The 23406-nt window shown below is 69.9% G+C and carries 21 protein-coding genes; 11 read left to right on the top strand and 10 right to left on the bottom strand.

Annotated features, from left to right (window positions below; genetic code table 11):
- Positions 1-30 precede the first annotated feature (30 nt).
- On the bottom strand, positions 31-1305 hold the full coding sequence (locus tag K4B79_RS36250) for a hypothetical protein (RefSeq protein ID WP_232031673.1): 1275 nt from the start codon (positions 1303-1305) through the stop codon (positions 31-33).
- A 299-nt stretch (positions 1306-1604) separates the two neighbouring features.
- On the opposite strand from K4B79_RS36250, the gene K4B79_RS36245 reads away from it, so the two are divergent.
- The 6 genes from K4B79_RS36245 (at position 1605) to K4B79_RS36220 (ending at position 9742) form a co-directional block, all read left to right on the top strand.
- Positions 1605-3998 (top strand): bifunctional SulP family inorganic anion transporter/carbonic anhydrase, encoded by a 2394-nt coding sequence (locus K4B79_RS36245; protein ID WP_232031672.1) that lies wholly within the window; start codon positions 1605-1607, stop codon positions 3996-3998.
- 354 nt (positions 3999-4352) lie between these two features.
- Entirely contained in the window at positions 4353-6311 is a 1959-nt protein-coding gene (gene acs, locus K4B79_RS36240) for an acetate--CoA ligase (RefSeq protein WP_232031671.1), read from the top strand.
- 152 nt (positions 6312-6463) lie between these two features.
- Positions 6464-7900 (top strand): Na+/H+ antiporter NhaA, encoded by a 1437-nt coding sequence (gene nhaA, locus K4B79_RS36235; RefSeq protein WP_232031670.1) that lies wholly within the window; start codon positions 6464-6466, stop codon positions 7898-7900.
- A 61-nt stretch (positions 7901-7961) separates the two neighbouring features.
- Positions 7962-8462, top strand: coding sequence for a phage holin family protein (locus K4B79_RS36230; protein ID WP_232031669.1), 501 nt, complete (start codon positions 7962-7964; stop codon positions 8460-8462).
- Positions 8459-9412, top strand: coding sequence for an alpha/beta fold hydrolase (locus K4B79_RS36225; protein ID WP_232031668.1), 954 nt, complete (start codon positions 8459-8461; stop codon positions 9410-9412). The genes K4B79_RS36230 and K4B79_RS36225 overlap by 4 nt, the downstream gene beginning before the upstream one ends.
- 144 nt (positions 9413-9556) lie before the next feature.
- On the top strand, positions 9557-9742 hold the full coding sequence (locus K4B79_RS36220) for a hypothetical protein (protein WP_232031667.1): 186 nt from the start codon (positions 9557-9559) through the stop codon (positions 9740-9742).
- A 68-nt stretch (positions 9743-9810) separates the two neighbouring features.
- On the opposite strand, the gene K4B79_RS36215 is transcribed toward K4B79_RS36220, so the two are convergent.
- From K4B79_RS36215 to nth, 3 genes are all read right to left on the bottom strand, one after another.
- Positions 9811-11010 (bottom strand): MarP family serine protease, encoded by a 1200-nt coding sequence (locus tag K4B79_RS36215; protein ID WP_232031666.1) that lies wholly within the window; start codon positions 11008-11010, stop codon positions 9811-9813.
- Between the two features lie 13 nt (positions 11011-11023).
- Positions 11024-11719: an NUDIX hydrolase gene (locus K4B79_RS36210; protein ID WP_232031787.1), complete on the bottom strand. Its 696-nt coding sequence runs from the start codon at positions 11717-11719 to the stop codon at positions 11024-11026.
- A gap of 88 nt (positions 11720-11807) precedes the next feature.
- Positions 11808-12776 (bottom strand): endonuclease III, encoded by a 969-nt coding sequence (gene nth / locus K4B79_RS36205; protein WP_374208550.1) that lies wholly within the window; start codon positions 12774-12776, stop codon positions 11808-11810.
- Positions 12777-13111: 335 nt separating this feature from the next.
- Here nth and K4B79_RS36200 point away from each other — a divergent pair, with 335 nt between their 5' ends.
- On the top strand, positions 13112-13786 hold the full coding sequence (locus K4B79_RS36200; RefSeq protein ID WP_015658871.1) for a Crp/Fnr family transcriptional regulator: 675 nt from the start codon (positions 13112-13114) through the stop codon (positions 13784-13786).
- A gap of 98 nt (positions 13787-13884) precedes the next feature.
- On the opposite strand, the gene K4B79_RS36195 is transcribed toward K4B79_RS36200, so the two are convergent.
- The 4 genes from K4B79_RS36195 to K4B79_RS36180 form a co-directional block, all read right to left on the bottom strand.
- Positions 13885-14715 carry an MBL fold metallo-hydrolase gene (locus K4B79_RS36195; protein ID WP_232031665.1) on the bottom strand — a complete coding sequence of 277 codons (831 nt, stop codon included), beginning with the start codon at positions 14713-14715 and terminating at the stop codon, positions 13885-13887.
- A complete protein-coding gene (locus tag K4B79_RS36190; RefSeq protein WP_232031664.1) occupies positions 14712-15593 on the bottom strand; it encodes an NUDIX hydrolase in 882 nt (293 codons plus the stop codon). The genes K4B79_RS36195 and K4B79_RS36190 overlap by 4 nt, the downstream gene beginning before the upstream one ends.
- A gap of 404 nt (positions 15594-15997) precedes the next feature.
- A complete protein-coding gene (locus tag K4B79_RS36185; RefSeq protein WP_232031663.1) occupies positions 15998-16468 on the bottom strand; it encodes a RidA family protein in 471 nt (156 codons plus the stop codon).
- Positions 16465-16626, bottom strand: a complete 162-nt coding sequence (locus K4B79_RS36180; RefSeq protein WP_232031662.1) for a DUF4177 domain-containing protein — start codon at positions 16624-16626, stop codon at positions 16465-16467. The genes K4B79_RS36185 and K4B79_RS36180 overlap by 4 nt, the downstream gene beginning before the upstream one ends.
- A gap of 96 nt (positions 16627-16722) precedes the next feature.
- Between K4B79_RS36180 and K4B79_RS36175 the strand changes: the two genes are divergently transcribed.
- Complete coding sequence (locus K4B79_RS36175; RefSeq protein WP_232031661.1) at positions 16723-17700, top strand: ArsA-related P-loop ATPase; 978 nt, start codon at positions 16723-16725, stop codon at positions 17698-17700.
- A complete protein-coding gene (locus tag K4B79_RS36170; RefSeq protein WP_232031660.1) occupies positions 17697-19073 on the top strand; it encodes an ArsA family ATPase in 1377 nt (458 codons plus the stop codon). Before K4B79_RS36175 ends, K4B79_RS36170 begins: the two co-directional genes overlap by 4 nt.
- 94 nt (positions 19074-19167) lie before the next feature.
- Here K4B79_RS36170 and wblA read toward each other — a convergent pair whose 3' ends face one another.
- Entirely contained in the window at positions 19168-19506 is a 339-nt protein-coding gene (gene wblA, locus K4B79_RS36165) for a transcriptional regulator WblA (RefSeq protein WP_067033339.1), read from the bottom strand.
- A gap of 561 nt (positions 19507-20067) precedes the next feature.
- Between wblA and K4B79_RS36160 the strand changes: the two genes are divergently transcribed.
- Together K4B79_RS36160 and K4B79_RS36155 are read left to right on the top strand one after the other, a co-directional pair.
- Positions 20068-22377: a transglycosylase domain-containing protein gene (locus K4B79_RS36160; RefSeq protein WP_232031659.1), complete on the top strand. Its 2310-nt coding sequence runs from the start codon at positions 20068-20070 to the stop codon at positions 22375-22377.
- Positions 22378-22613: 236 nt separating this feature from the next.
- Positions 22614-22832: a LuxR C-terminal-related transcriptional regulator gene (locus K4B79_RS36155; RefSeq protein WP_232031658.1), complete on the top strand. Its 219-nt coding sequence runs from the start codon at positions 22614-22616 to the stop codon at positions 22830-22832.
- Between the two features lie 90 nt (positions 22833-22922).
- On the opposite strand, the gene K4B79_RS36150 is transcribed toward K4B79_RS36155, so the two are convergent.
- On the bottom strand, positions 22923-23387 hold the full coding sequence (locus K4B79_RS36150; protein ID WP_232031657.1) for a GatB/YqeY domain-containing protein: 465 nt from the start codon (positions 23385-23387) through the stop codon (positions 22923-22925).
- Positions 23388-23406 lie beyond the last annotated feature (19 nt).

Below are 23406 nucleotides of genomic sequence, written 5' to 3'. Positions count from 1 at the left end.
GACCTCGTCCGACTCCTTGTACCAGCGCCCTTACCGCTTGGCCGCCGGCGCCCCGGGCACGCCCTTCGGGGCCGGGGCGGGGTGGCCGGACAGGAAGGACGGCCAGTCCTGCTTCGGGGCCTCGCCCACGCCCAGGGTGCGCAGCTTCGCCAAGATCTTCGGGTCCTGCGCGTCCAGCCAGTCGGCGAGTTGCCGGAAGGACACGCAGCGCACGTCGGGCTTGTTGCACACCCGCTCGATGGTCTCCTCCACGGCCCGCATGTAGGTGCCGCCGTTCCAGGACTCGAAGTGGTTGCCGATGATCAGGGGCGCTCGGTTGCCCTCGTAGGCCCGGCGGAAGCCCATGAGCAGGCCGTCGCGCATCTCGTCGCCCCAGCGCTCGTACTGGGCGGGGTTGCCCTGGGTGGTGCCGCCCGACTGGTTGACCATGAAGTTGTAGTCCATGGTGAGCTGCTCGTAGCGGTGCCCGGGGAAGGGCACGAGCTGCATCGACAGGTCCCACAGGCCCTGCTTCTTCTTCGGCCAGACCTGGTCGTTGACGCCGCTGGTGTCGTAGCGGAAGCCCAGCTCGCGGGCGGCCTTCATGAAGTTCTTCCGGCCCTCCAGGCAGGGCGTGCGGGCCCCGATGAGTTCCTTGTCGTAGTCGAAGGGCAGCGGGGCGGCCTTGTGCATGCCCGTGTTGGTCTTCCAGGACTTCACGAAGTGCTTGGCCTGGGAGATCTCGTCCTTCCAGTCCTCCACCGACCACTCGCCGACCCCGCCGCCGCTGCCGCAGAAGTGGCCGTTGAAGTGGGTGCCGATCTCGTTGCCCTCCAGCCACGCCAGGCGTAGCTGCTCCGCGGTCGCGGCGATGCCCTCGTCGTCGTTGAAGCCGATGTCGGAGCGGCCCGGGGAGTGCTGCGGGGGCCGGTAGAGGTCGCGCTTGTCCTCCGGCAGCATGTACACGCCGCTCAGGAAGTACGTCATCGTCGCGTTGTTCGCCCGGGCCACCTTGCGGAAGTGGGAGAAGAGCCGCTGGCCGTCCTCACCCGCGCCGTCCCAGGAGAAGACCACGAACTGCGGGGGCTTCTGGCCCGGCTTGAGGCGCTCGGGTCTCGGCAGGTGCGGCTGCGCCCCGGTGTACGAGGTGGAGCCGTCGCCGATCAGGCGGACCACGCTCTTGGGCGGCGCCTGGGCCGGCTTCGCCTTCTGCGGACCGGGTGCCCCCGTCTCGGAACCGTCGGTACCGATCGCGCAGCCGGCGAGCGACGCGGCACAGGCCGCGGCGGCCACGGCGCCCGCGGTGATCCTCTGGGTGGCGGCCATGTTCCGCCCACCTTCTTCCTTATCTCGGGGCCAACGACAGCGCCGCCACGTTCACACGGGACCGAGAAGGAATTAGTACGACAAGCCGATGAAATTGCCACTTCACCCGTGCGAGTTACTTATTAGCCCATTTGCCGGGAAAGTCTATGCCTGCCCTTTACTCTGCATTACGATCCATTTACCGAGCGTTGAATCATCCCGCCGCTGCACGCCGTGACCCACGGCCGCCGACCCGACCCCCCGCCATCGACGGGGGACCACCAGATCCGCGACCGCGCCGCCCCGGAGGAGACGGGAAAATGCCAGCCTGCCTACCCACTCGCGCCGCCCACTCGAATCGGACGAAGCGCATCCATCAGCCCCACAGCCCGCCACCGGGCCCCCGCCGCCGTCTGCGCATCGCGGGCGCCGACGTGTCGGCCTCCATCGCGGTCTTCCTGATCGCCCTTCCGCTGTCCCTCGGCATCGCCCTCGCCACCGGTGCGCCCCTCCAGGCCGGGCTCGTCGCCGCCGCCGTCGGAGGGATCGTCGCCGGACGGCTCGGCGGCTCCCCGCTCCAGGTCAGCGGCCCGGCCGCCGGCCTCACCGTCGTCACCGCCGACCTCATCCACCGCTACGGCTGGCGGACCACCTGCGCCATCACCGTCCTGGCCGGGCTCGCCCAACTGGGCCTGGGCTGCCTGCGCGTGGCCCGCAACGCCCTCGCCGTCAGCCCCGCGATCGTGCACGGCATGCTCGCCGGCATCGGTGTCACCATCGCCGTCGCCCAGTTGCACATCGTCCTCGGCGGCACCCCGCAGAGCTCCGTCCTCGACAACCTGCGCGCGCTGCCGGCCCAGTTGGCGGACCTGCACCCCGCCGCGATGTCGGTGAGCGCGGCGACGCTGGCGCTGCTCTTCCTCTGGCCGCGCCTGCCCGGCCGCGTCGGAAGACTCCTGCGCAAGGTTCCGGCCGCGCTCGTGGCCGTCACCGGGGCCACCGCCGCCGCCTCGCTCGCCGGGCTGACCCTGCCCAAGGTCGACCTGCCGTCCTGGAGCAGCCACGCCCTGGCCGGACTTCCCGAGGGCCCTGTGCTGGGCCTGGTCGCCGCCGTACTCACCACCACACTGGTGTGCAGCGTGCAGTCGCTGCTCGGCGCGGTGGCCGTGGACAAGCTGATCGCCGGACGTCCCGGCCTGCCCGGCCGCGTCGGGCGCTCCGACCTGGACCGTGAACTGCTCGGCCAGGGCGCCGCCAACATCGTCTCCGGCACACTCGGCGGACTGCCCGTCGCCGGTGTGGCCGTGCGGAGTTCGGCGAATGTGCACGCCGGTGCCGTCAGCCGGAACTCCACGATGCTGCACGGCGTTCTCGTAGTGATCGCCGCGCTGCTGATGGTCCCGATCCTGGAGTTCATCCCCCTCGCCTCGCTCGCCGCCCTGGTGATGGCCGTCGGCATCCAGATGGTGTCCCTGCACCACATCCGCACGGTGACCCGCCACCGCGAGGTGCTGGTGTACGCCGTCACCACCCTCGGCGTGGTCGTCATCGGCGTCCTGGAGGGCGTGACGCTGGGAATCGCCGTGGCCGTCGCCGTCGCCCTGCACCGCCTCACCCGCACCCGCATCACCCACGACGAGAGGGAAGGAGTCCATCACGTCCACGTACGAGGGCAGTTGACGTTCCTCGCCGTGCCGCGGCTCAGCAGAGCCCTGCATCTCGTGCCCCAGGGCGCCCGCGTCGTCGTGGAGCTGGACGGCTCGTTCATGGACCACGCCGCCTACGAGGCGCTCCAGGACTGGCAGAAGACGCACACCGCGCAGGGCGGTTCCGTGGAGCTGACCGGCCGCCGGTCCGGGATCCGCATCGGTGAGCCCGCAAGCCCGACCGCTTTCCGCGCCGGGCGCGAGGCCGCCGAGCCGACGGCAGAGCCCGCGAGTTGCCGTTGCAGCCCCTGGACGCCCTGGCGCAACCACCAGTGCGAGCCTCCGCGGACAGCACCGGCCGAGGGCGGGCACCTGGACGGACCGGACGGCACCGACGGGCCGAACTCCCACCAACTGGCGCGTGGCATCAGCGCGTTCCAGCGCAACACCGCACCGCTCGTGCGGGGAGAGCTGGCCCGGCTGGCGCGCGAGGGGCAGCGACCGTCGCAGCTGTTCCTCACCTGCGCCGACTCGCGGCTGGTCACCTCGATGATCACCTCCAGTGGTCCGGGCGACCTGTTCGTGGTGCGCAACGTGGGCAACCTCGTTCCGCCGCACGGCCAGGAGAGCGACGACTCGGTGGCGGCCGCGATCGAGTACGCGGTGGACGTGCTGAAGGTACGCTCCATCACGGTGTGCGGGCACTCCGGGTGCGGGGCCATGCAGGCGCTGATGACCACCGAGCCGGGCGGGGCCCAGACCCCGCTGAAGCGGTGGCTGCGGCACGGCCTGCCGAGTCTGGAGCGCATGGCCGACGACGGCCGGCCCTGGGCCCGGCTCGCCGGCCGGTCACCCGCCGACGCGGTGGAGCAGCTCTGTCTGACCAACGTGGTGCAGCAGTTGGAGCACCTGCGCACCCACGACTCGGTCGCCCGCGCCCTCAAGGACGGCGCGCTCCGGCTGCACGGGATGTACTTCCACGTGGGCGAGGCCCAGGCCTACCTGCTCACCGGGGCGGGCGAGGACGAGCTGTTCCACCATGTGGAGGCGGCCGACCTGACGGCGTGAGCCATCGCAAGATCGCCGATGGTGCCCGGCTCTCCCGTCGGTAGTGACCGGCACCCACCCGCCGTGGTGCCGGCCCACCCGCGGATGCTCCAGGACGGCCCCGGTCCCACTTCACCGGGGCCGTCCCCTCGGCGCGCTCCACCCGCACCCCGTCCGGAGTGTGAAAGGCGTTACAGGGGCTGAACTCTGCCTGGTCGGCGTACGTGGGTACGGATGACCCCGGCCGCTGGAAGGGGGCAGGAACGACCCCGTCCACAGGTCTACACCAATCGCCCATCGCCCCTTGTCATCGCACCCCCGGTCTGATGAGCTGTGGCTTGGGACACAACGGACACCCTGGGAAAGGCAGATGCCGTGAGCAACGAAAGCCTGGCCAACCTGCTCAAGGAAGAGCGCAGGTTCGCACCCCCCGCCGACCTGGCCGCGAACGCCAACGTCACCGCGGAGGCGTATGAGCAGGCCAAGGCTGACCGGCTCGGTTTCTGGGCCGAGCAGGCCCGCCGACTGAGCTGGGCCAAGGAGCCGACCGAGACCCTGGACTGGTCGAACCCGCCGTTCGCCAAGTGGTTCAAGGACGGCGAGCTCAATGTGGCGTACAACTGCGTCGACCGGCATGTCGAGGCCGGCCACGGCGACCGGGTCGCCATCCACTTCGAGGGCGAGCCCGGCGACAGCCGCGCGATCACCTATGCCGAGCTCAAGGACGAGGTCTCCAAGGCCGCGAACGCCCTGCTGGAGCTGGGGGTCCGGAAGGGCGACCGGGTCGCGGTCTACATGCCGATGATTCCTGAGACGGCCGTCGCGATGCTCGCGTGCGCCCGGATCGGCGCCGCGCACTCCGTGGTCTTCGGCGGCTTCTCGGCCGACGCGCTCGCCACTCGGATCCAGGACGCGGACGCCAAGGTCGTCATCACCTCCGACGGCGGCTACCGGCGCGGCAAGCCGTCCGCGCTCAAGCCGGCGGTGGACGAGGCGGTCGGCAAGGCGGGCAACGTGGAGCACGTGCTCGTCGTACGCCGTACCGGCCAGGAGGTCGCGTGGGACGACAGCCGGGACGTGTGGTGGCACGAGATCGTGGAGCGGCAGTCCGCCGAGCACACGCCCGAGGCCTTCGACGCCGAGCACCCGCTCTTCATCCTCTACACCTCGGGTACGACGGGTAAGCCGAAGGGCATCCTGCACACCTCCGGCGGCTACCTCACCCAGACCGCGTTCACCCACCACGCCGTCTTCGACCTCAAGCCGGAGACCGACGTCTACTGGTGCACCGCCGACGTCGGCTGGGTCACCGGGCACTCGTACATCGTCTACGGCCCGCTGGCGAACGGCGCCACCCAGGTCATGTACGAGGGCACGCCGGACACGCCGCACCAGGGCCGCTTCTGGGAGATCGTCCAGAAGTACGGGGTGACGATCCTGTACACGGCGCCGACGGCGATCCGTACGTTCATGAAGTGGGGCGACGACATCCCCGCCAAGTTCGACCTGTCCAGCCTGCGCATCCTCGGCTCCGTCGGTGAGCCCATCAACCCCGAGGCCTGGATCTGGTACCGGAAGCACATCGGCGCCGACGCCACGCCGATCGTGGACACCTGGTGGCAGACCGAGACCGGCGCGATGATGATCTCCCCGCTGCCGGGCGTGACCGCGACCAAGCCCGGTTCCGCGCAGACCCCGCTGCCCGGCATCGCCGCGACCGTCGTCGACGACGAGGCGAACGAGGTGCCGAACGGCGGTGGCGGCTACCTGGTCCTGACCGAGCCGTGGCCGTCGATGCTGCGCACCATCTGGGGCGACGACCAGCGCTTCCTCGACACGTACTGGTCGCGCTTCGAGGGCAAGTACTTCGCCGGTGACGGGGCGAAGAAGGACGACGACGGCGACATCTGGCTGCTGGGCCGCGTGGACGACGTCATGCTCGTCTCCGGGCACAACATCTCCACCACCGAGGTGGAGTCCGCCCTCGTCTCGCACCCCTCGGTCGCCGAGGCGGCCGTCGTCGGTGCCGCCGACGAGACCACCGGGCAGGCCATCGTCGCCTTCGTCATCCTGCGCGGCACGGCCAACGCGGAGGACGAGAACCTCGTCGCCGACCTGCGCAACCACGTCGGCGCGGCCCTCGGCCCGATCGCCAAGCCGAAGCGGATCCTGCCGGTGGCGGAGCTGCCCAAGACCCGCTCCGGCAAGATCATGCGGCGACTGCTGCGGGACGTGGCGGAGAACCGTCAGCTCGGTGACGTCACCACGCTGACCGACTCGACGGTCATGGACCTCATCCAGGCGAAGCTGCCCGCCGCGCCGTCCGAGGACTGACGCGGCCCGGGGATGCGGGGGCGCCGAGCCCCCGCATCCCCGGCGTTCGAAGTGCATCCTCCGCCGTACTTAGCTAAACTAAACAACCAAGGTGCGCCGGGAAGTCTGGTCGGCAAGCGTTTCGTGCTGCCCGTCGACCGGAGGTCCCCCTCGTGCCCGCGCCCCGCACCACCCCCGCCCGCAAGGTCTTCGGACGGCTGTCCCTGCCCGAGCGGACCTTCGTGGCGGACGCGCTGCGGACCGAGACGGTCGGTGGCGTACTGCTGCTCATCGCCGCCGTCACGGCGCTGGTCTGGGCGAACGTCCCGGCGCTGCGCGACAGTTACGAGAGCGTCAGCCACTTCCATCTGGGCCCCGAGGCGCTGGGCCTGGACCTGTCGATCGCGCACTGGGCGGCCGACGGCCTCCTCGCGATCTTCTTCTTCGTCGCCGGCATCGAACTCAAGCGCGAACTGGTCGCGGGCGATCTGAAGGACCCCAAGGCGGCCGCGCTGCCCGTGATCGCCGCGCTGTGCGGGATGGTCGTACCGGCGCTGGTCTATGTGCTCACCAATGTCACCGGCGGCGGCTCGCTCCAGGGCTGGGCCGTTCCGACCGCGACCGACATCGCCTTCGCGCTGGCGGTGCTCGCCGTCATCGGCACCTCCCTGCCGAGCGCCCTGCGCGCCTTCCTGCTCACCCTCGCCGTCGTCGACGACCTCTTCGCGATCCTGATCATCGCGGTCTTCTTCACGGCGGACCTCGACTTCCTCGCGCTCGGCGGGGCGGCGGTCGGCCTCGCCGTCTTCTGGCTGCTGCTGCGCAAGGGCGTACGCGGTTGGTACGTGTACGTCCCGCTCGCGCTCGTGATCTGGACGCTGATGTACAACAGCGGCGTCCACGCCACGATCGCGGGCGTCGCGATGGGCCTGATGCTGCGCTGCACCAGGCGCGAGGGCGAGGAGCACTCCCCCGGCGAGCACATCGAGCATCTCGTACGGCCGCTGTCGGCGGGGTTGGCCGTCCCGCTGTTCGCGCTGTTCAGCGCCGGTGTCTCCATCTCCGGGGGCGCGCTCGGGGACGTCTTCACCAAGCCGGAGACGCTCGGGGTGGTCCTGGGGCTCGTCCTCGGCAAGGCGCTCGGCATCTTCGGCGGGACCTGGCTCACGGCCCGCTACACCCGGGCGTCGCTCAGCGAGGACCTGCAATGGGCGGACGTCTTCGCGGTGGCGACCCTGGCCGGCATCGGGTTCACCGTCTCGCTGCTCATCGGCGAGCTGGCCTTCGACGGCGACGCGGCGCTGACGGACGAGGTCAAGGCGGCCGTACTGGCGGGCTCCCTCATCGCGGCCACCCTGGCGACGGTGCTGCTGAAGATCCGGAACGCCAAGTACCGCCGGCTGGTCGAGGCGGAGGAGCGCGACGAGGACCTCAGCGGCGTACCGGACATCTACGAGGAGGACGATCCGGCGTACCACCTGAGGATGGCCGAGATCTACGAGCGCAAGGCCGCCGAGCACCGCCGGATCGCCGAACGGAAGGCCACCGGGCGCGACCCGCTTGCCGAAGTGGCGGGCGGGGCAAGCGATGAGGACGACCGTCCGGCATGATCTGACGGGACGGTACAAAGGACAAGACCATACGCACTTGGTCAGAAGTAGGGAGACCGCGATGAGCGCACCCGACGGCAGCCCGGTCGGCGCCGAACGCAGTATCGGCCAGCTGTTCGCCTCGGCGACGACCGAGATGTCCGCACTGGTGCACGACGAGATCGCCCTGGCGAAGGCACAGCTGAAGCAGGACGTGAAGCGGGGCGCCACGAGCGGCGGCGCGTTCATGGCGGCCGGTGCCGTCCTGGTGTTCTCGCTGCCGATGCTGAACTTCGCGCTGGCGTACGCCATCCGGACCTGGAGCGACTGGAACCTCGCGATCTGCTTCGTGCTGTCCTTCGCGGCGAACGTCCTGGTCGCGGGCCTCCTCGCGCTGATCGGCGTCGTCTTCGCCAAGAAGGCGAAGAAGGGCAAGGGCCCGCAGAAGGTCGCCGCCTCCATGAAGGAGACGGCCGGCGTGCTCCAGAACGCCAAGCCGCACCCGCGCTCCGACACCAAGGTGCTGGAGGAGCGGGTCCGGGACACGAAGGCCATCGAGGCTGTGGCACGCTCGTCGTCATGACGGATCCCGCCACACCTTCGGCCCAACCCCCTTCGGTCGTACGACCGGACGTCCTCCCGGGTGGAAAAAAGGTGACCCACCGGGAGGTCGCCGCCAACGGGGCGCGCTTCCACATCGCCGAGCTGGGCGACGGGCCGCTGGTGCTGCTGCTGCACGGCTTCCCGCAGTTCTGGTGGACCTGGCGGCACCAGCTCACGGCACTCGCCGACGCGGGCTTCAGGGCCGTGGCCATGGACCTGCGCGGTGTCGGCGGCAGCGACCGCACCCCGCGCGGGTACGACCCGGCCAACCTCGCCCTCGACATCACCGGTGTGATCCGCTCCCTCGGCGAGCCGGACGCCGCGCTGGTCGGCCACGACCTGGGCGGCTATCTGGCGTGGACGGCGGCCGCGATGCGCCCGAAGCTGGTACGGCGGCTCACCGTCGCCTCGATGCCGCACCCCCGGCGCTGGCGCTCGGCGATGCTCTCCGACGTCAAGCAGACGCGCGCGGGGTCCTACATCTGGGGGTTTCAGCGCCCCTGGGTGCCCGAGCGGCAGCTGACCGCGGACGACGGCGCGCTCGTCGCCCGTCTCGTCCGGGACTGGTCGGGGCCGCGCCTGCCGGACGACGAGGCGGTGGAGACGTACCGCCGCGCGATGCTCATCCCATCGACCGCGCACTGCGCGATCGAGCCGTACCGCTGGATGGTGCGCTCCATGGCCCGTCCGGACGGCATCCAGTTCAACCGGCGGATGAAGCGCCCCGTGCGGGTGCCGACCCTCCACCTCCACGGCTCGCTCGACCCCGTGATGCGCACGCGCAGCGCGGCCGGCTCCGGGGAGTACGTCGAAGCGCCGTACCGCTGGCGGCTGTTCGACGGGCTCGGACACTTCCCGCACGAGGAGGACCCGGTCGCCTTCTCCACCGAGCTGATCAACTGGCTGAAGGACCCCGAACCCGACCGGTGACCGCACCCGATCGGTGACCGTTTCGCTGCGCCCGGTATCCGAACCTGAACAGCTGTCCTACGAACAGCCACTTGCCCGCCGCATAGGCCAATTGGGGGCCCTGGGGGCGGTTATCGACCTTGGGGCAGGGGCACACGTCGGGGTATGGGCTGGACGCACGACTACAGTGACGCAGCACGCAACCGACGCTCGGCCGGAGGCCTGAGCTCCCACCAACGAGGCGGTGCCCCGCAGCTGCCGGGCGGCACGGACCTCCGGGTGGGCATCCCGCGCATCCTGCGCCGCCGGGCCCGCTGGGTCTCGGTACGCCTGCGTCATCCCCGAGGCTGACGCGCCCGCTCCTCGCACCGCGCCCCTTTTTCGCACTCTCCTGAACCACGGGCGCACCACCCCGGGGTTCACAGTGCGCAGCTGTCGCTGTCCACCTGCTGGTTCGCGGTGCGCCCCTGGGCGATGTCCTGCTGGATCTCGTCCGCGGTGAGTGCGTAGCCCGTCTCCGCGCTGTCCAGGGACTTGGCGAAGACCACGCCGTACACCTTCCCGTCGGGGGTGAGCAGCGGGCCGCCGGAGTTGCCCTGGCGGACGTTCGCGTAGAGGGAGTACACATCGCGGCGGACGGTGCCGCGGTGGTAGATGTCCGGGCCGCTGGCCGTGATGCGCCCCCGTACGCGCGCGGCGCGCACGTCGTACGCCCCGTTCTCCGGGAAGCCCGCGACGATCGCGCCGTCGCCGCTGGCCGCGTCCTCGGTGGTGAACCGCAGCGCGGGCGCGTCCAGATCGGGCACGTCGAGGACGGCGATGTCGCGCTGCCAGTCGTAGAGGACGACCGTGGCGTCGTACTTCCTGCCCTCGCCGCCTATCTGGACGGTGGGCTCGTCGACGCCGCCGACGACATGCGCGTTGGTCATGACACGGCGGTCGCCGAAGACGAAGCCGGTGCCCTCCAGGACCTTGCCGCAGCTCTGGGCGGTGCCCATGACCTTGACGATGGAGCGCTGGGCGCGGGTGGCGACGGCGCTGTTGGCCAAGGCCGGGTCCGGGGGCTCGACCTCCTTGATCGGCTCGTTCGAAAACGGGCTGAAGACCTGCGGGAAGCCGTTCTGCGCGAGGACCGAGGTGAAGTCCTTGAACCAGGTGTCGGCCTCGGTGGGCAGCACCTCCTGCACGCCGAGCAGCAGCTTCGAGTCGCGGACCTCCTTGCCCAGCGTGGGCAGTGTGGTCTGCGCGAGCGCGGAGCCGATCAGCCAGGCGACCAGGAGCATCGCGACGACGTTGACCAGGGCGCCGCCGGTCGCGTCCAGAGCGCGGGCCGGGGACCAGGTGATGTACCGGCGCAGCTTGTTGCCGAGGTGGGTGGTCAGGGCCTGGCCGACGGAGGCGCAGACGATGACGACGACGACCGCGACGACGGCGGCGGTCGTGCCGACCTCGGCCTTGTCGGTCAGCGCGTCCCAGATGACGGGCAGCAGGTAGACCGCGACAAGGCCGCCGCCCAGGAAGCCGATCACCGACAGGATGCCGACGACGAAGCCCTGGCGATAGCCCACGATCGCGAACCACACGGCGGCGACCAGCAACAGGATGTCCAGCACATTCACGAAGTTCACCCTGTCATGCGCGCCAGTCGAGGGGGACCTGCTTGTCCCGGTCCCAGGGCCGCTCCCAGCCCGAGTAATGGAGCAGGCGATCGATGATTCCGGCCGTGAATCCCCACACCAGGGCCGATTCGACCAGAAATGCCGGACCTCGGTGACCGCTGGGGTGAACGGTGGTGGCGCGGTTGCCGGGGTCCGTGAGATCGGACACGGGGACGGTGAAGACGCGCGCGGTCTCGTTCGGGTCGACGACGCCGATCGGGCTGGGCTCGCGCCACCAGCCCAGCACGGGGGTCACGACGAAGCCGCTGACCGGGATGTACAGCTTGGGCAGCACGCCGAAGAGCTGGACGCCGGACGGGTCGAGCCCGGTCTCCTCCTCCGCCTCGCGCAGAGCGGCCCGCAGCGGCCCGTCACCCTTCGGGTCGCCGTCCTCGGGGTCGAGGGCACCTCCGGGGAAGGCGGGCTGGCCGGCGTGCGACCGCAGGGAACTCGCCCGCTCCATGAGCAGCAGCTCGGGGCCGCGCGCGCCCTCGCCGAACAGGACCAGCACGGCGGACTGCCGCCCCGCCCCGTCCTCGGGCGGCAGGAAGCGGCTGAGCTGCAACGGCTCGACCGTCTCCACGGCGTGCACCACCGGATCGAGCCAGGCCGGCAGGCCCGCCTTGCTGAGCGTCACCGGCCCGCCCTGTGTGTTGCCCACGCGCGTCATCTCCACCCCCGTCGTCCTGCTCGGTCCAACGCCCGCCGCCCCCGAGATCGTTCCTGTGAACGTACCCAACGGCGTGTCGCCGCGTGGGTCATCCGGCTCCCAGCGGCGGTGCGGGTTTCCCGCCGGCGTCCAGATAGGCCTGCGGGGGCTTCAGGCGCTGCCCCGGGAAGCCGCCCTTCTCGTACTTGAGGAGCTTCGTGGCCTTCTCCGGATCCGTCTCGCCCTCGCCGTACGCCGGGCAGAGCGGGGCGATCGGGCATGCACCGCAGGCGGGCTTGCGGGCATGACAGATGCGCCGGCCATGGAAGATCACGTGGTGCGAGAGCATCGTCCAGTCGCTCTTGGGGAAGAGCGCCCCTATGGCGGCCTCGATCTTGTCGGGCTCGGTCTCGGTGGTCCACTGCCAGCGCCGCACCAGCCGCTGGAAGTGCGTGTCGACGGTGATGCCCGGCCGTCCGAAGGCGTTGCCGAGCACGACGAAGGCGGTCTTGCGCCCCACGCCGGGCAGCTTGACGAGGTCCTCAAGACGCCCGGGGACCTCACCGCCGAAGTTCTCCACCAGGGCCTTGGACAGCCCTATGACCGACTTGGTCTTGGCGCGGAAGAATCCGGTGGGCCGCAGGATCTCCTCGACCTCCTCCGGGTCGGCGACGGCCAGGTCCTCCGGGGTGGGGTACTTGGCGAAGAGCGCGGGCGTCGTCTGATTGACCCTCAGGTCGGTGGTCTGGGCGGACAGGACCGTGGCGACGATCAGCTGGAAGGAGTTCTCGAAGTCCAGCTCGGGGTGGGCGTACGGGTACACCTCCGCGAGTTCCCGGTTGATACGGCGGGCCCGGCGCACGAGAGCGGTGTGCGACTCGTTCCTCGGGGACGCCACGGCGACGGGCTTGACCGCGCTCGCCTTCTTCACCGGCGCGGCGGCCTTCTTCGGAGCGACGACCGCCTTCTTCAACGGCGCGGACTTCTTCGCTGCGGACTTCTTCGCCGCGGCCTTCGCCGGAGCCTTCTTCGCCGCGGCCCGTGCCGCCGAGCCCCTCTTCACCGGACCGTCTTCCACCGCAGCCTTCTTTGTCGCTTTTGCCGTTTTCTTTCCGCCACCGGGGTCCTGTTCGCCCACAGCGGAATCTCGACGTACAACCACCCGTCCAGCCCCCTTGGCCTGTGCTCTCACCGGCGATTTGGACACCCGGCCAGCCTAGAGCCCGGCACTGACATCTGCCCCGGACCCCGAAGATCGGCCCCCAATTGGCCCCCTGCCGCTTACCCCGGCACAGGTGTGCGGCATCCTTGTGACAGATCACACTGTTTGGACCGTCCGGCAAAATGGGCACCGTGGTCCCCTGGTACCAAGGGGAACAAGATCCCCTGAGCAGGTCGACAAGGAGAGAACTCGTGGACGACGTTCTGCGGCGCAACCCGCTCTTCGCGGCACTTGACGACGAGCAGTCCGCGGAACTGCGCGCCTCCATGAGTGAGGTGACTCTCGCGCGTGGCGACTCACTGTTCCACGAGGGCGATCCGGGCGACCGGCTCTACGTCGTGACCGAGGGCAAGGTCAAACTCCACCGCACGTCCCCCGACGGGCGCGAGAACATGCTGGCCGTCGTCGGCCCCGGCGAACTCATCGGCGAACTGTCGCTCTTCGACCCGGGCCCGCGCACGGCGACCGCCACCGCGCTGACCGAGGTCAAGCTGCTCGGCCTCGGCCACGGCGACCTCCAGCCCTGGCTGAACGCCCGCCCCGAGGTGGCCACCGCGCTGCTGCGCGCCGTCGCCCGCCGGCTGCGCCGCACCAACGACGCGATGTCCGACCTCGTCTTCTCGGACGTCCCCGGCCGCGTCGCCCGCGCCCTGCTGGACCTCTCCCGCCGCTTCGGCGTGCAGTCCGAGGAGGGCATCCACGTCGTCCACGACCTCACCCAGGAAGAGCTGGCCCAGCTGGTCGGCGCGTCCCGCGAGACGGTCAACAAGGCCCTCGCCGACTTCGCCCAGCGCGGGTGGCTGCGCCTGGAGGCGCGGGCCGTGATCCTGCTGGACGTCGAACGTCTGGCCAAGCGCTCCCGCTGAGGTCACCGGGGGCCGTGGCCCCCGGACCTTCGCCGCCGAGACACCCGAACCGGCAGCGAGACAGGACGCTCAACACATGAGACGGCCGACCGAGGCCGTCAGATGAGCCCGTGCTCCTCCAGGTACTCCATCTGCGCCCGCACCGACAGCTCCGCGGCGGGCCAGAGGGAGCGGTCCACGTCGGTGTACACATGCGCCACCACCTCGGCGGGCGTCCGGCAACCGCCCTCCACGGCGGTCTCGACCTGGGCGAGGCGGTGGGCGCGGTGGGCGAGGTAGAACTCGACGGCGCCCTGGGCGTCCTCCAGGACGGGCCCGTGGCCCGGGAGCACGGTGTGCACACCGTCGTCGACCGTGAGGGACCTGAGGCGCCGCAGGGAGTCCAGATAGTCCCCGAGACGGCCGTCGGGATGCGCCACGACCGTCGTACCGCGCCCCAGGACCGTGTCACCGGTCAGCACCGCCCGGTCGGCCGGCAGGTGGAAGCACAGGGAGTCGGCGGTGTGGCCGGGCGTCGGGACGACCCGCAGCTCCAGCCCACCGACCGCCACCACGTCCCCGGCGCCCAGCCCCTCGTCCCCCAGCCGCAGCGCCGGATCCAGCGCCCGCACCTTCGTGCCCGTCAGCTCGGCGAACCGGGCGGCGCCCTCGGCATGGTCCGGGTGCCCGTGCGTCAACAGGGTCAGGGCGACGCGCCTGCCGGCCTTCTCCGCCGTATCGACGACATGCCGCAGATGCCCCTCGTCCAACGGCCCCGGATCGACCACGACGGCCAGCTCCGCGTCGGGCTCGGCCAGGATCCAGGTGTTCGTCCCGTCCAGGGTCATCGCCGAGGCGTTGGGCGCGAGAACGTTGACGGCCCGCGGGGTGGCGGGGCCCGAGAGGACCCCGCCCCGTGGCTGGCCGGGAAGGGCTGCGGCGTCGGTCATGCGGAGGCTCCACCCGTCGGGAGGTCGTTCGGGACGTGCTTGGTGAACTCGTCGTGGCCCGGCCAGGACAGAACGATCTCATCGCCCTCCAGACGGGCCCGCGCCAGCACCGGGGTCAGATCACGCCCAGGGGCCGCAGCGAGCGCCTCGGCGGCCGTGGCGTACGGCATCAGCTGGCGCAGGGTCGCGATCGTGGGCGGCATCATCAGCAGCTCGCCCCTGTCGTACGACATCGCCGCCTCGCCCGGCCGGATCCACACCGTGCGATCGGCCTCCGTGGAGGCGTTCCGCGTGCGCTGCCCCTCCGGGAGCGCGGCCACGAAGAACCACGTGTCATAACGGCGCGGCTCGAACTCCGGCGTGATCCAGCGCGTCCAGGCCCCCAGCAGATCCGAACGGAGCACCAGCCCCCTGCGGTCCAGAAACTCCGCGAAGGACAGCTCACGGCCGACCAGAGCGGCCCGGTCGGCCTCCCAGTCCTCGCCCGTCGTGTCCCCCACCACGGAGTCCGGCGCCGGACCCGCGAGCAGAACACCCGCCTCCTCGTACGTCTCCCGCACGGCCGCGCACACGATGGCCTGCGCCGCCGTCTCCCCCACCCCCAGCCGCTCCGCCCACCACGCGCGCGTGGGGCCCGCCCAGCCGACCTGGTGCTCGTCGTCCCGGGGGTCCACCCCACCACCCGGATACGCGTACGCCCCTCCCGCGAAGGCCATGGACGCGCGTCTGCGCAGCATGTGCACGAAGGGGCCGCTCTCGCCGTCCCTCAGCAGCATCACCGTGGCCGCCCGCCTGGGGGCCGCCGGCGCGAGAGTCCCACTCGCCAGGGCACGGATGCGGTCCGGCCACTCCGGGGGGTACCACTGCCCGTTTGCCATGGGCGGAGGCTAACTCGTACACCCCAGATGTTCGAGACCGGGGCGCTCCGCTTGGGGTGCGGTGTGGGTTGCGTGTCCTGTGCGGGTGGGTGGGGTTGCCGTACGCCTATGGGGGTGCCTCGTGAGGTCGTAGAGCGTCTACAGGCCCGTTGTGGCTGGTCGCGCAGCTCCCCGCGCCCCTGAGGTGAGGGCAGGCGCCCGGCGGATGAAGTGGTCGCCCACGGCGGTGAGGGGACGGGGCGGGGGGTGTCCGCCCGCAGCGGCCGGCGTCCGACACGCAGTACTATCCGGAGACACAGTTCCGCCGGACCGAGGACGGAGACCCCCCGCCCCGGCCCCGACCCACCCCACAACCGTAGGCGCTACGCACGCCCCCACCGGAGCCGCACAGCGCGCCGCAGGCATCACGCCCCGGCCAGCTCCACCTGCACCTCGACCTCAACCGGCGCGTCGAGCGGCAGCACAGCCACCCCCACAGCGCTCCGCGCGTGGACACCCTTCTCGCCCAGCACCTCGGCGAGCAGCTCACTCGCGCCGTTCACAACCCCCGGCTGCCCCGTGAAGTCGGAGGCCGAGGCGACGAACCCCACGACCTTCACGACACGAGCGATCCGGTCCAGATCACCGGCGACGGACTTCACCGCGGCCAGAGCATTCAGCGCACACGTACGCGCCAGCTCCTTGGCCTCCTCCGGCGTGACCTCCGCCCCCACCTTCCCGGTGACGGGCAGCTTGCCCTCCACCATCGGAAGCTGCCCGGCGGTGTACACGTACACCCCACTGAGCACGGCAGGCTGGTACGCGGCAAGCGGAGGCACAACCTCCGGCAACGTCAGCCCCAACTCGGCCAACCGCGCCTCGACCGCGCCGCTCACGCCTTCTCCCGCTTGAGGTAGGCCACAAGCTGCTCGGGGTTGTTCGGCCCGGGCACGACCTGCACGAGCTCCCACCCGTCCTCGCCCCAGGTGTCCAGAATCTGCTTCGTGGCATGGACGAGCAGCGGCACAGTCGCGTATTCCCACTTCTTGGTCATGCGGCCGACTTTAGCCGCTGCCCCACACCCACCCCACGCCCCCGTTATCCACAGCCTCCTGCTTAGTCCGGCCGCCAACTGGTTACGCTCGAATACGTGAGCAGGCTCCAGGTCGTCAGCGGCAAGGGCGGGACCGGAAAGACCACGGTCGCCGCCGCCCTCGCGCTGGCCCTCGCCACCGAGGGGAAGCGGACGCTTCTCGTCGAGGTGGAGGGCCGCCAGGGCATCGCGCAGCTCTTCGAAACGGAAGCGCTGCCTTATGAGGAGCGGAAGATCGCCGTCGCTCCCGGGGGCGGGGAGGTGTACGCACTGGCCATCGACCCCGAACTGGCCCTTTTGGACTACCTCCAGATGTTCTACAAGCTGGGCGGCGCCGGCAGGGCCCTCAAAAAGCTGGGCGCGATCGACTTCGCCACCACCATCGCCCCCGGCCTCAGGGACGTGCTCCTGACGGGCAAGGCGTGCGAGGCGGTCCGCCGGAAGGACAAGTCCGGCCGCTTCGCCTACGACTACGTCGTCATGGACGCACCCCCCACGGGCCGTATCACCCGCTTCCTGAACGTCAACGACGAGGTCGCGGGACTCGCCAAGATCGGCCCGATACACAACCAGGCGCAGGCGGTCATGCGGGTGCTGAAGTCGTCCGAGACGGCCGTCCATCTGGTGACGCTCCTGGAGGAGATGCCCGTCCAGGAGACGGCGGACGGGATCGCCGAACTACGGGCGGCCCGGCTGCCGGTGGGCCGGATCATGGTGAACATGGTGCGGCCGGAGGTGTTGGACGCGACCGATCTGGAACTCGTGCGGGGCACGGCTCGTTCCTCCCTCGCACAGTCACTGTCGGCAGCCGGCCTCGGCGGTGCCCGGCGCGGCGGCCAGGCCGAGCGCCTGGTGGCCCCGCTCCTCGCCCAGGCCGAGGAGTACGCCGAGCGGTACACGCTGGAGCACGAGCAGCGGGCCGTCCTGGGCGAGCTGGGCCTGCCGCTGCACGAACTGCCGCTGCTCGCCGAGGGCATGGATCTGGCGGGCCTGTACGAACTCGCCACCGAACTGCGGGAACAGGGGATGTCATGAGTCCGGACCCGGCCAAGGAGACCAAGGACAGCTCCCGCCACGCCCAGGACGGCACCCGCCACCACCTCTCCCCCGCCCGCACGCTGGACCTCGACCCCCTGATCGACGACCCGAAGACCCGCATCGTGGTGTGCTGCGGCTCGGGCGGCGTCGGCAAGACGACCACGGCGGCGGCACTGGGCCTCAGGGCCGCCGAGCGGGGCCGCAAGGTCGTCGTGCTCACCATCGACCCGGCCCGTAGGCTCGCCCAGTCGATGGGCATCGACTCGCTGGACAACGTGCCGCGCCGGGTGAAGGGCCTCGACGACTCCGCGAGCGGCGAGCTGCACGCCATGATGCTCGACATGAAGCGCACGTTCGACGAGATCGTCGAGGCGCACGCGGACCGCGAGCGGGCGGCAGCGATCCTGGGCAACCCGTTCTACCAGTCGCTCTCGGCGGGCTTCGCGGGCACGCAGGAGTACATGGCGATGGAGAAGCTCGGGCAGCTTCGGGCACGCGACGAATGGGACCTGATCGTCGTCGACACCCCGCCGTCCCGCTCCGCCCTCGACTTCCTGGACGCGCCGAAGCGGCTCGGATCCTTCCTGGACGGCCGGCTGATCCGGCTGCTGACGGCCCCGGCGAAGCTGGGCGGACGCGCGGGGATGAAGTTCCTGAACGTCGGGATGTCGATGATGACGGGCACCCTGGGCAAGCTGCTGGGCGGCCAGCTGCTCAAGGACGTGCAGACCTTCGTGGCCGCGATGGACACGACGTTCGGCGGCTTCCGCACCCGGGCGGACGCGACGTACAAGCTGCTCCAGGCGCCCGGCACCGCGTTCCTGGTGGTGGCGGCGCCGGAGCGGGACGCGCTGCGGGAGGCCGCGTACTTCGTGGAGCGGCTGGCGGCGGAGGACATGCCGCTGGCGGGGCTGGTACTCAACCGTGTCCACGGCAGCGGCGCCGCCCGGCTGTCGGCCGAGCGGGCACTCGCCGCCGCGGAAAATCTTGAAGAGCCCCGCATTGTCGATCAGGACGGCGGGAAAGCTGGACTTCGTAACTCTCCCGACACGTACGGCAGTTCAGAACCAGCCGCAGTTCCAGAATCAGCCGCAGTTCCAGAATCTCCCGCATCCGAGCCCGACTCCCCCGTCGACCCGGACCGCACCGTCGAACAACTCACCGCAGGCCTGCTGAGACTGCACGCCGACCGTATGCGACTGCTCTCCCGCGAGCAGCGCACGCGTGACCGCTTCACCGCGCTCCACCCGGAGGTGGCGGTGGCCGAAGTGGCCGCGCTGCCCGGCGATGTCCATGACCTCGCGGGACTGCGGGACATCGGTGACCGCCTCGCGGCGGGCCGCCCGGAACTACCGGAGACGGACGCCTGACCCAAGGCACAAGCCCCCGGCACAAGCCCCCGGCACAAGCCCCCGGCCCAAGGCCGCAAGCCCAGAGAAGCCGAGCGGTGTACCCCTCAGCCCCTCAGCTCACCGCCGCATAGTTCTCGTACACCTCGTCATCGTCGAGGGGCAGAATCCCGGCCCCCCGCTCGTACTCCGTGCGCGCGGTCTCCAGAAGTCGGCGCCATGAAGTGACAGTCGGCCGCCTGCGCAGCAGTGCGCGGCGCTCCCGCTCCGTCATCCCTCCCCACACGCCGAACTCGACGCGGTTGTCCAGCGCATCGGCCAGGCACTCCGTACGCACCGGGCAACCGGTGCACACCGCCTTGGCCCTGTTCTGCGCTGCTCCCTGAACAAACAGTTCATCCGGATCGGTAGTGCGGCAGGCCGCCTGCGCACTCCAGTCGGTTACCCAGCCCATACCGGCGCCGTCCTCTCCCGAATCGAGGCTCCCCCACGGCGGCAGCGGCATATTCACCGCCGCCAGTTGAGGACGTTACGGAAGGTGGGCACAGCGCAACACCCCCTTCGGGCCCAATCTTGAATGGCCCGAACGGACTATGCGTAAGCGGCAGATCACCCGGGGGAGTGAGCTGGCGACATGCGTGATTATCCCGGCAAACCGGGACAGTTGTGTTGCGTCACAACGGGCACCTGATGACACACGAGGCGGATTCGGACACGCCCCCACCAAAAAAGTTGGGGAACCTCCGGAACGATTCGGGGTCGCCGGACGTATTGATACGTGGCCCTACTGCTGTGACAGTTGAGAGCAGCTTAGGCCAAGGCCTTCGCGCGTGTCCGGCGATTGAGAAGGTAGGCGGCTGACCTTGCCCTGCCTTGGACCCACCTTTGCCCTGAGCACAGCACGGCCCACCCACAAGTGACCTCGGCCACCCCGCACGTCACGATCCCGGTACGGGAACCTCCCGAGGGCCCTCGCTCCTTCGGAACGTTCATGAGTACGGATTAGGCTGCCCCCATGCCAAAGAAGCGCTCGGGCGGAGGCCTGTCCTCCACGCAGCAGGCCGCCAAGTTCCTCGGTGTCAGTGTGCTCGCGGGAGCCGTGATGGCCGGCATCGCCCTGCCGGCGGCCGGTGCGCTCGGACTCGCGGCCAAGGGGTCGGTGGAGAGCTTCGACGAGCTCCCGGCCAACCTCAAGACGCCTCCGCTGAGCCAGCGCACCACGATCCTCGACGCCAAGGGCGGCCAGATCGCCACGGTCTACTCGCGTGACCGCACGGTGGTCGGCCTCAAGGACGTCTCGCCGTACATGCAGAAGGCGATCGTCGCGATCGAGGACTCGCGCTTCTACCAGCACGGCGCGATCGACCTGAAGGGCGTCCTGCGGGCGCTCAACAAGAACGCGCAGAGCGGCGGCGTCTCGGAGGGCGCCTCGACGCTCACCCAGCAGTACGTGAAGAACGTCTTCGTGGAGGAGGCCGGCGACGACCCGACGAAGGTCGCGCAGGCCACACAGCAGACCCTCGGCCGCAAGATCAAGGAACTGAAGTACGCGATCCAGGTCGAGGAGGAGCTCGGCAAGAAGAAGATCCTCGAGAACTACCTGAACATCACGTTCTTCGGCCAGCAGGCCTACGGCGTCGAGGCGGCCTCCCAGCGCTACTTCTCCAAGCACGCCAAGGACCTCACCCTCGCCGAGTCCGCGCTGCTCGCGGGCATCGTCCAGTCGCCCAGCCGGTACGACCCGGTCAACGACGAGGCGGAGGCCACCAAGCGGCGCAACATCGTGCTCCAGCGCATGGCCCAGGTCGGTGACATCTCCCGGACCGAGGCAGCCGAGGCGACGAAGCAGCCGCTGGGCCTGAAGATCAGCCGGCCCAGGAACGGCTGCATCACGGCCGTCCAGGGCGCCAGCTTCTTCTGCAAGTACGTGGAGCGCGTCTTCAAGAGCGACCCGGTCTTCGGCAAGACCAAGGAGGACCGGGCGAAGATCTGGAACCAGGGCGGTCTGACGATCCGTACGACGCTCGACCCGCAGTCGCAGAACTCGGTCGAGGAGTCCATCAAGGACCACGTCTACAAGGACGACAAGGTCGCCGCGGCCTCCACCCTCGTCGAGCCCGGCACCGGCAAGATCCTCGCGATGGGCCAGTCGAAGCCGTACGGCTACGGCAAGAACGAGACCGAGTACAACTTCTCGGTCGACGCGGCCTACGGCGGCTCCAACTTCGGCTTCCCGACCGGTTCGACGTTCAAGCCCTTCGTGGCGGCGGCCGCGCTGGAGGAGGGCCGGCCGGCGTCGCAGGAGTACTCGTCGCCGTACCAGATGGAGTACCCGAGCCCGGTCCAGACGTGCGACAGCAAGCCGTGGGTGAACACCCGCGGCGAGAAGCTGGAGAACGAGGCCGAGTCGGAGAAGGGCCCGTACCGGCTCCAGAAGGCCATGGAGCTGTCGGTCAACACCTACTTCGTGCAGATGATCTCCGACATCGGGCTGTGCCCGGTCATGAAGATGACCGACGGCCTGCACGTCCGGCAGGGCAACGGCGACAAGCTGCCCGAGACGCCCTCGATCGCCCTGGGCGCCATCGGCCTCTCGCCGCTGACGATGGCCAACGCGTACGCGACCTTCGCCGCCCGCGGCATGTACTGCACCCCGGTCGCCATCGAGTCGATCACGCAGAAGGTCGGGGACGAGCGCAAGTCGCTGGAGGTCCCGAAGTCGACGTGCTCGCGGGCCATGGAGGAGAAGACCGCGGACACGATCAACACGCTGCTGCGCGGTGTGGTCGACTCCGGTACCGGTAAGGAGGCCGGTCTGACGGACGGCCGCCAGAGCGCCGGCAAGACCGGTACCACCGACTCCCGCAAGAACGCCTGGTTCGTCGGCTACACGCCGAACATCTCGGGCGCGGTCTGGGTCGGCAGCGCCATGCAGAACGTCGAGATGACCGACATCCGCATCGGCGGCGTCTACCACGGCGAGGTCTACGGCGGTGACACCCCCGGCCCGATCTGGCGCGACGCCGTCAGCGGCGCCCTGGAGGGCAAGCCGGTGGAGACCTTCAACCTCGTCTCCATTCCCAACCCGAACCCCGACAAGGGCCGTGGTGACGGCAACGGAAACGGGAACGGCAATGGAAATGGGAACGGCGACAACGACGGGGACAATGGCGACAACGGCGACGGTGACAACGGCGGCCTGACCGACGGCGGTACCGACCAGGGCCAGACCGGAGGCGCCTTCCCGGACCCGACCTTCTCCATCCCGGAGAACTGGTTCCAGGGCCAGACCGGAGGCAACAACGGCAACGGCGGACGGGGCTGACGGCTGACGTCCGGATTGCCGCACGAGCTCCGGATCGCCTTTTCGAGCACGACACAACATGCGGTCACCCCTAGGGGTGACCGCATGTTTCAGGTCAGCCGAAGACCCGGTTTGGCCTGATCAGGCCACCTACCTTGCACCGGATTGATCACCTTGGTGGGATTTATTCCGCTTTCGCTTTCCTCGAATTTTCCATAAGCTGCACACAATGTGATGGGACCGTTTGACGGGGGCGCATGACATTGCCTGAGGTGCTGGAGATAAGCGAAATCGAGAGCAAGATTCTCAATATGATGTATTCAGGTCTTGACGACGCCACAATTGCCCGGCGTCTGAATATCGGGTATCGCACGGTGCAACGCCGAGTACAGGGCCTGATGCTGCGGGTCGGAGCTACGGGCCGGGTCGCCCTGGGCGCCCGGGCACAGGAACTCGGACTGCTGGAAATCGGCTGACGACGTATTCACGCCCGCCGCCGAGTCTCCCGAGCGGGCCGGCTGGCCGGCTGGCTGAGCACCTTGGCCGCCGACCCGCTCGGGTGGTGCTCAGCCGGCGAGGAGCCTCTTCACGACCGCGGCGACACGACCGCCCTCGGCCTGCCCGGCCACCTTCGGGTTCACGATCTTCATGACGGCGCCCATGGCCCGCGGCCCCTCGGCCCCGGCCGCCTTCGCCTCCTGGACGGCCTGGCCGACGATGTCGTTCAACTCCTCGTCGCTGAGCTGCTTCGGCAGGTACGCGGCGAGCACCTCGCCCTCCGCCTTCTCCCGCTCGGCGGACTCGGCACGACCACCCTGCGCGAAGGCGTCGGCCGCCTCGCGGCGCTTCTTCGCCTCCTTGGTGATCACCTTGAGGACCTCGTCGTCGGAGAGCTCGCGCTTCTCCTTGCCCGCGACCTCCTCCTTGGTGATCGCGGCGAGCGTCAGCCGGAGCGTCGAGGAGCGGAGCTCGTCGCGCTCCTTGATCGCGGAGTTGAGGTCTTCCTGCAGCTTCGACTTGAGCGTGGTCATGGGGTCGATTGTCGCAGGT

The sequence above is a fragment of the Streptomyces lincolnensis genome, from assembly GCF_021173675.1.
In the GTDB taxonomy this organism is placed as follows: domain Bacteria; phylum Actinomycetota; class Actinomycetes; order Streptomycetales; family Streptomycetaceae; genus Streptomyces; species Streptomyces lincolnensis_B.
This window is presented reverse-complemented; position numbering and strand designations above follow the sequence as displayed.

Excerpts from the sequence above, each read along its gene's own strand:
- K4B79_RS36250 (WP_232031673.1), bottom strand. The coding sequence starts at position 1,305 with ATGGCCGCCACCCAGAGGATCACCGCGGGCGCCGTGGCCGCCGCGGCC.
- K4B79_RS36245 (WP_232031672.1), top strand. The coding sequence starts at position 1,605 with ATGCCAGCCTGCCTACCCACTCGCGCCGCCCACTCGAATCGGACGAAG.
- K4B79_RS36230 (WP_232031669.1), top strand. The coding sequence starts at position 7,962 with ATGAGCGCACCCGACGGCAGCCCGGTCGGCGCCGAACGCAGTATCGGC.
- K4B79_RS36225 (WP_232031668.1), top strand. The coding sequence starts at position 8,459 with ATGACGGATCCCGCCACACCTTCGGCCCAACCCCCTTCGGTCGTACGA.
- K4B79_RS36220 (WP_232031667.1), top strand. The coding sequence starts at position 9,557 with ATGGGCTGGACGCACGACTACAGTGACGCAGCACGCAACCGACGCTCG.
- K4B79_RS36210 (WP_232031787.1), bottom strand. The coding sequence starts at position 11,719 with ATGACGCGCGTGGGCAACACACAGGGCGGGCCGGTGACGCTCAGCAAG.
- K4B79_RS36195 (WP_232031665.1), bottom strand. The coding sequence starts at position 14,715 with ATGACCGACGCCGCAGCCCTTCCCGGCCAGCCACGGGGCGGGGTCCTC.
- K4B79_RS36190 (WP_232031664.1), bottom strand. The coding sequence starts at position 15,593 with ATGGCAAACGGGCAGTGGTACCCCCCGGAGTGGCCGGACCGCATCCGT.
- K4B79_RS36180 (WP_232031662.1), bottom strand. The coding sequence starts at position 16,626 with ATGACCAAGAAGTGGGAATACGCGACTGTGCCGCTGCTCGTCCATGCC.
- K4B79_RS36170 (WP_232031660.1), top strand. The coding sequence starts at position 17,697 with ATGAGTCCGGACCCGGCCAAGGAGACCAAGGACAGCTCCCGCCACGCC.
- wblA (WP_067033339.1), bottom strand. The coding sequence starts at position 19,506 with ATGGGCTGGGTAACCGACTGGAGTGCGCAGGCGGCCTGCCGCACTACC.
- K4B79_RS36160 (WP_232031659.1), top strand. The coding sequence starts at position 20,068 with ATGCCAAAGAAGCGCTCGGGCGGAGGCCTGTCCTCCACGCAGCAGGCC.
- K4B79_RS36155 (WP_232031658.1), top strand. The coding sequence starts at position 22,614 with ATGACATTGCCTGAGGTGCTGGAGATAAGCGAAATCGAGAGCAAGATT.
- K4B79_RS36150 (WP_232031657.1), bottom strand. The coding sequence starts at position 23,387 with ATGACCACGCTCAAGTCGAAGCTGCAGGAAGACCTCAACTCCGCGATC.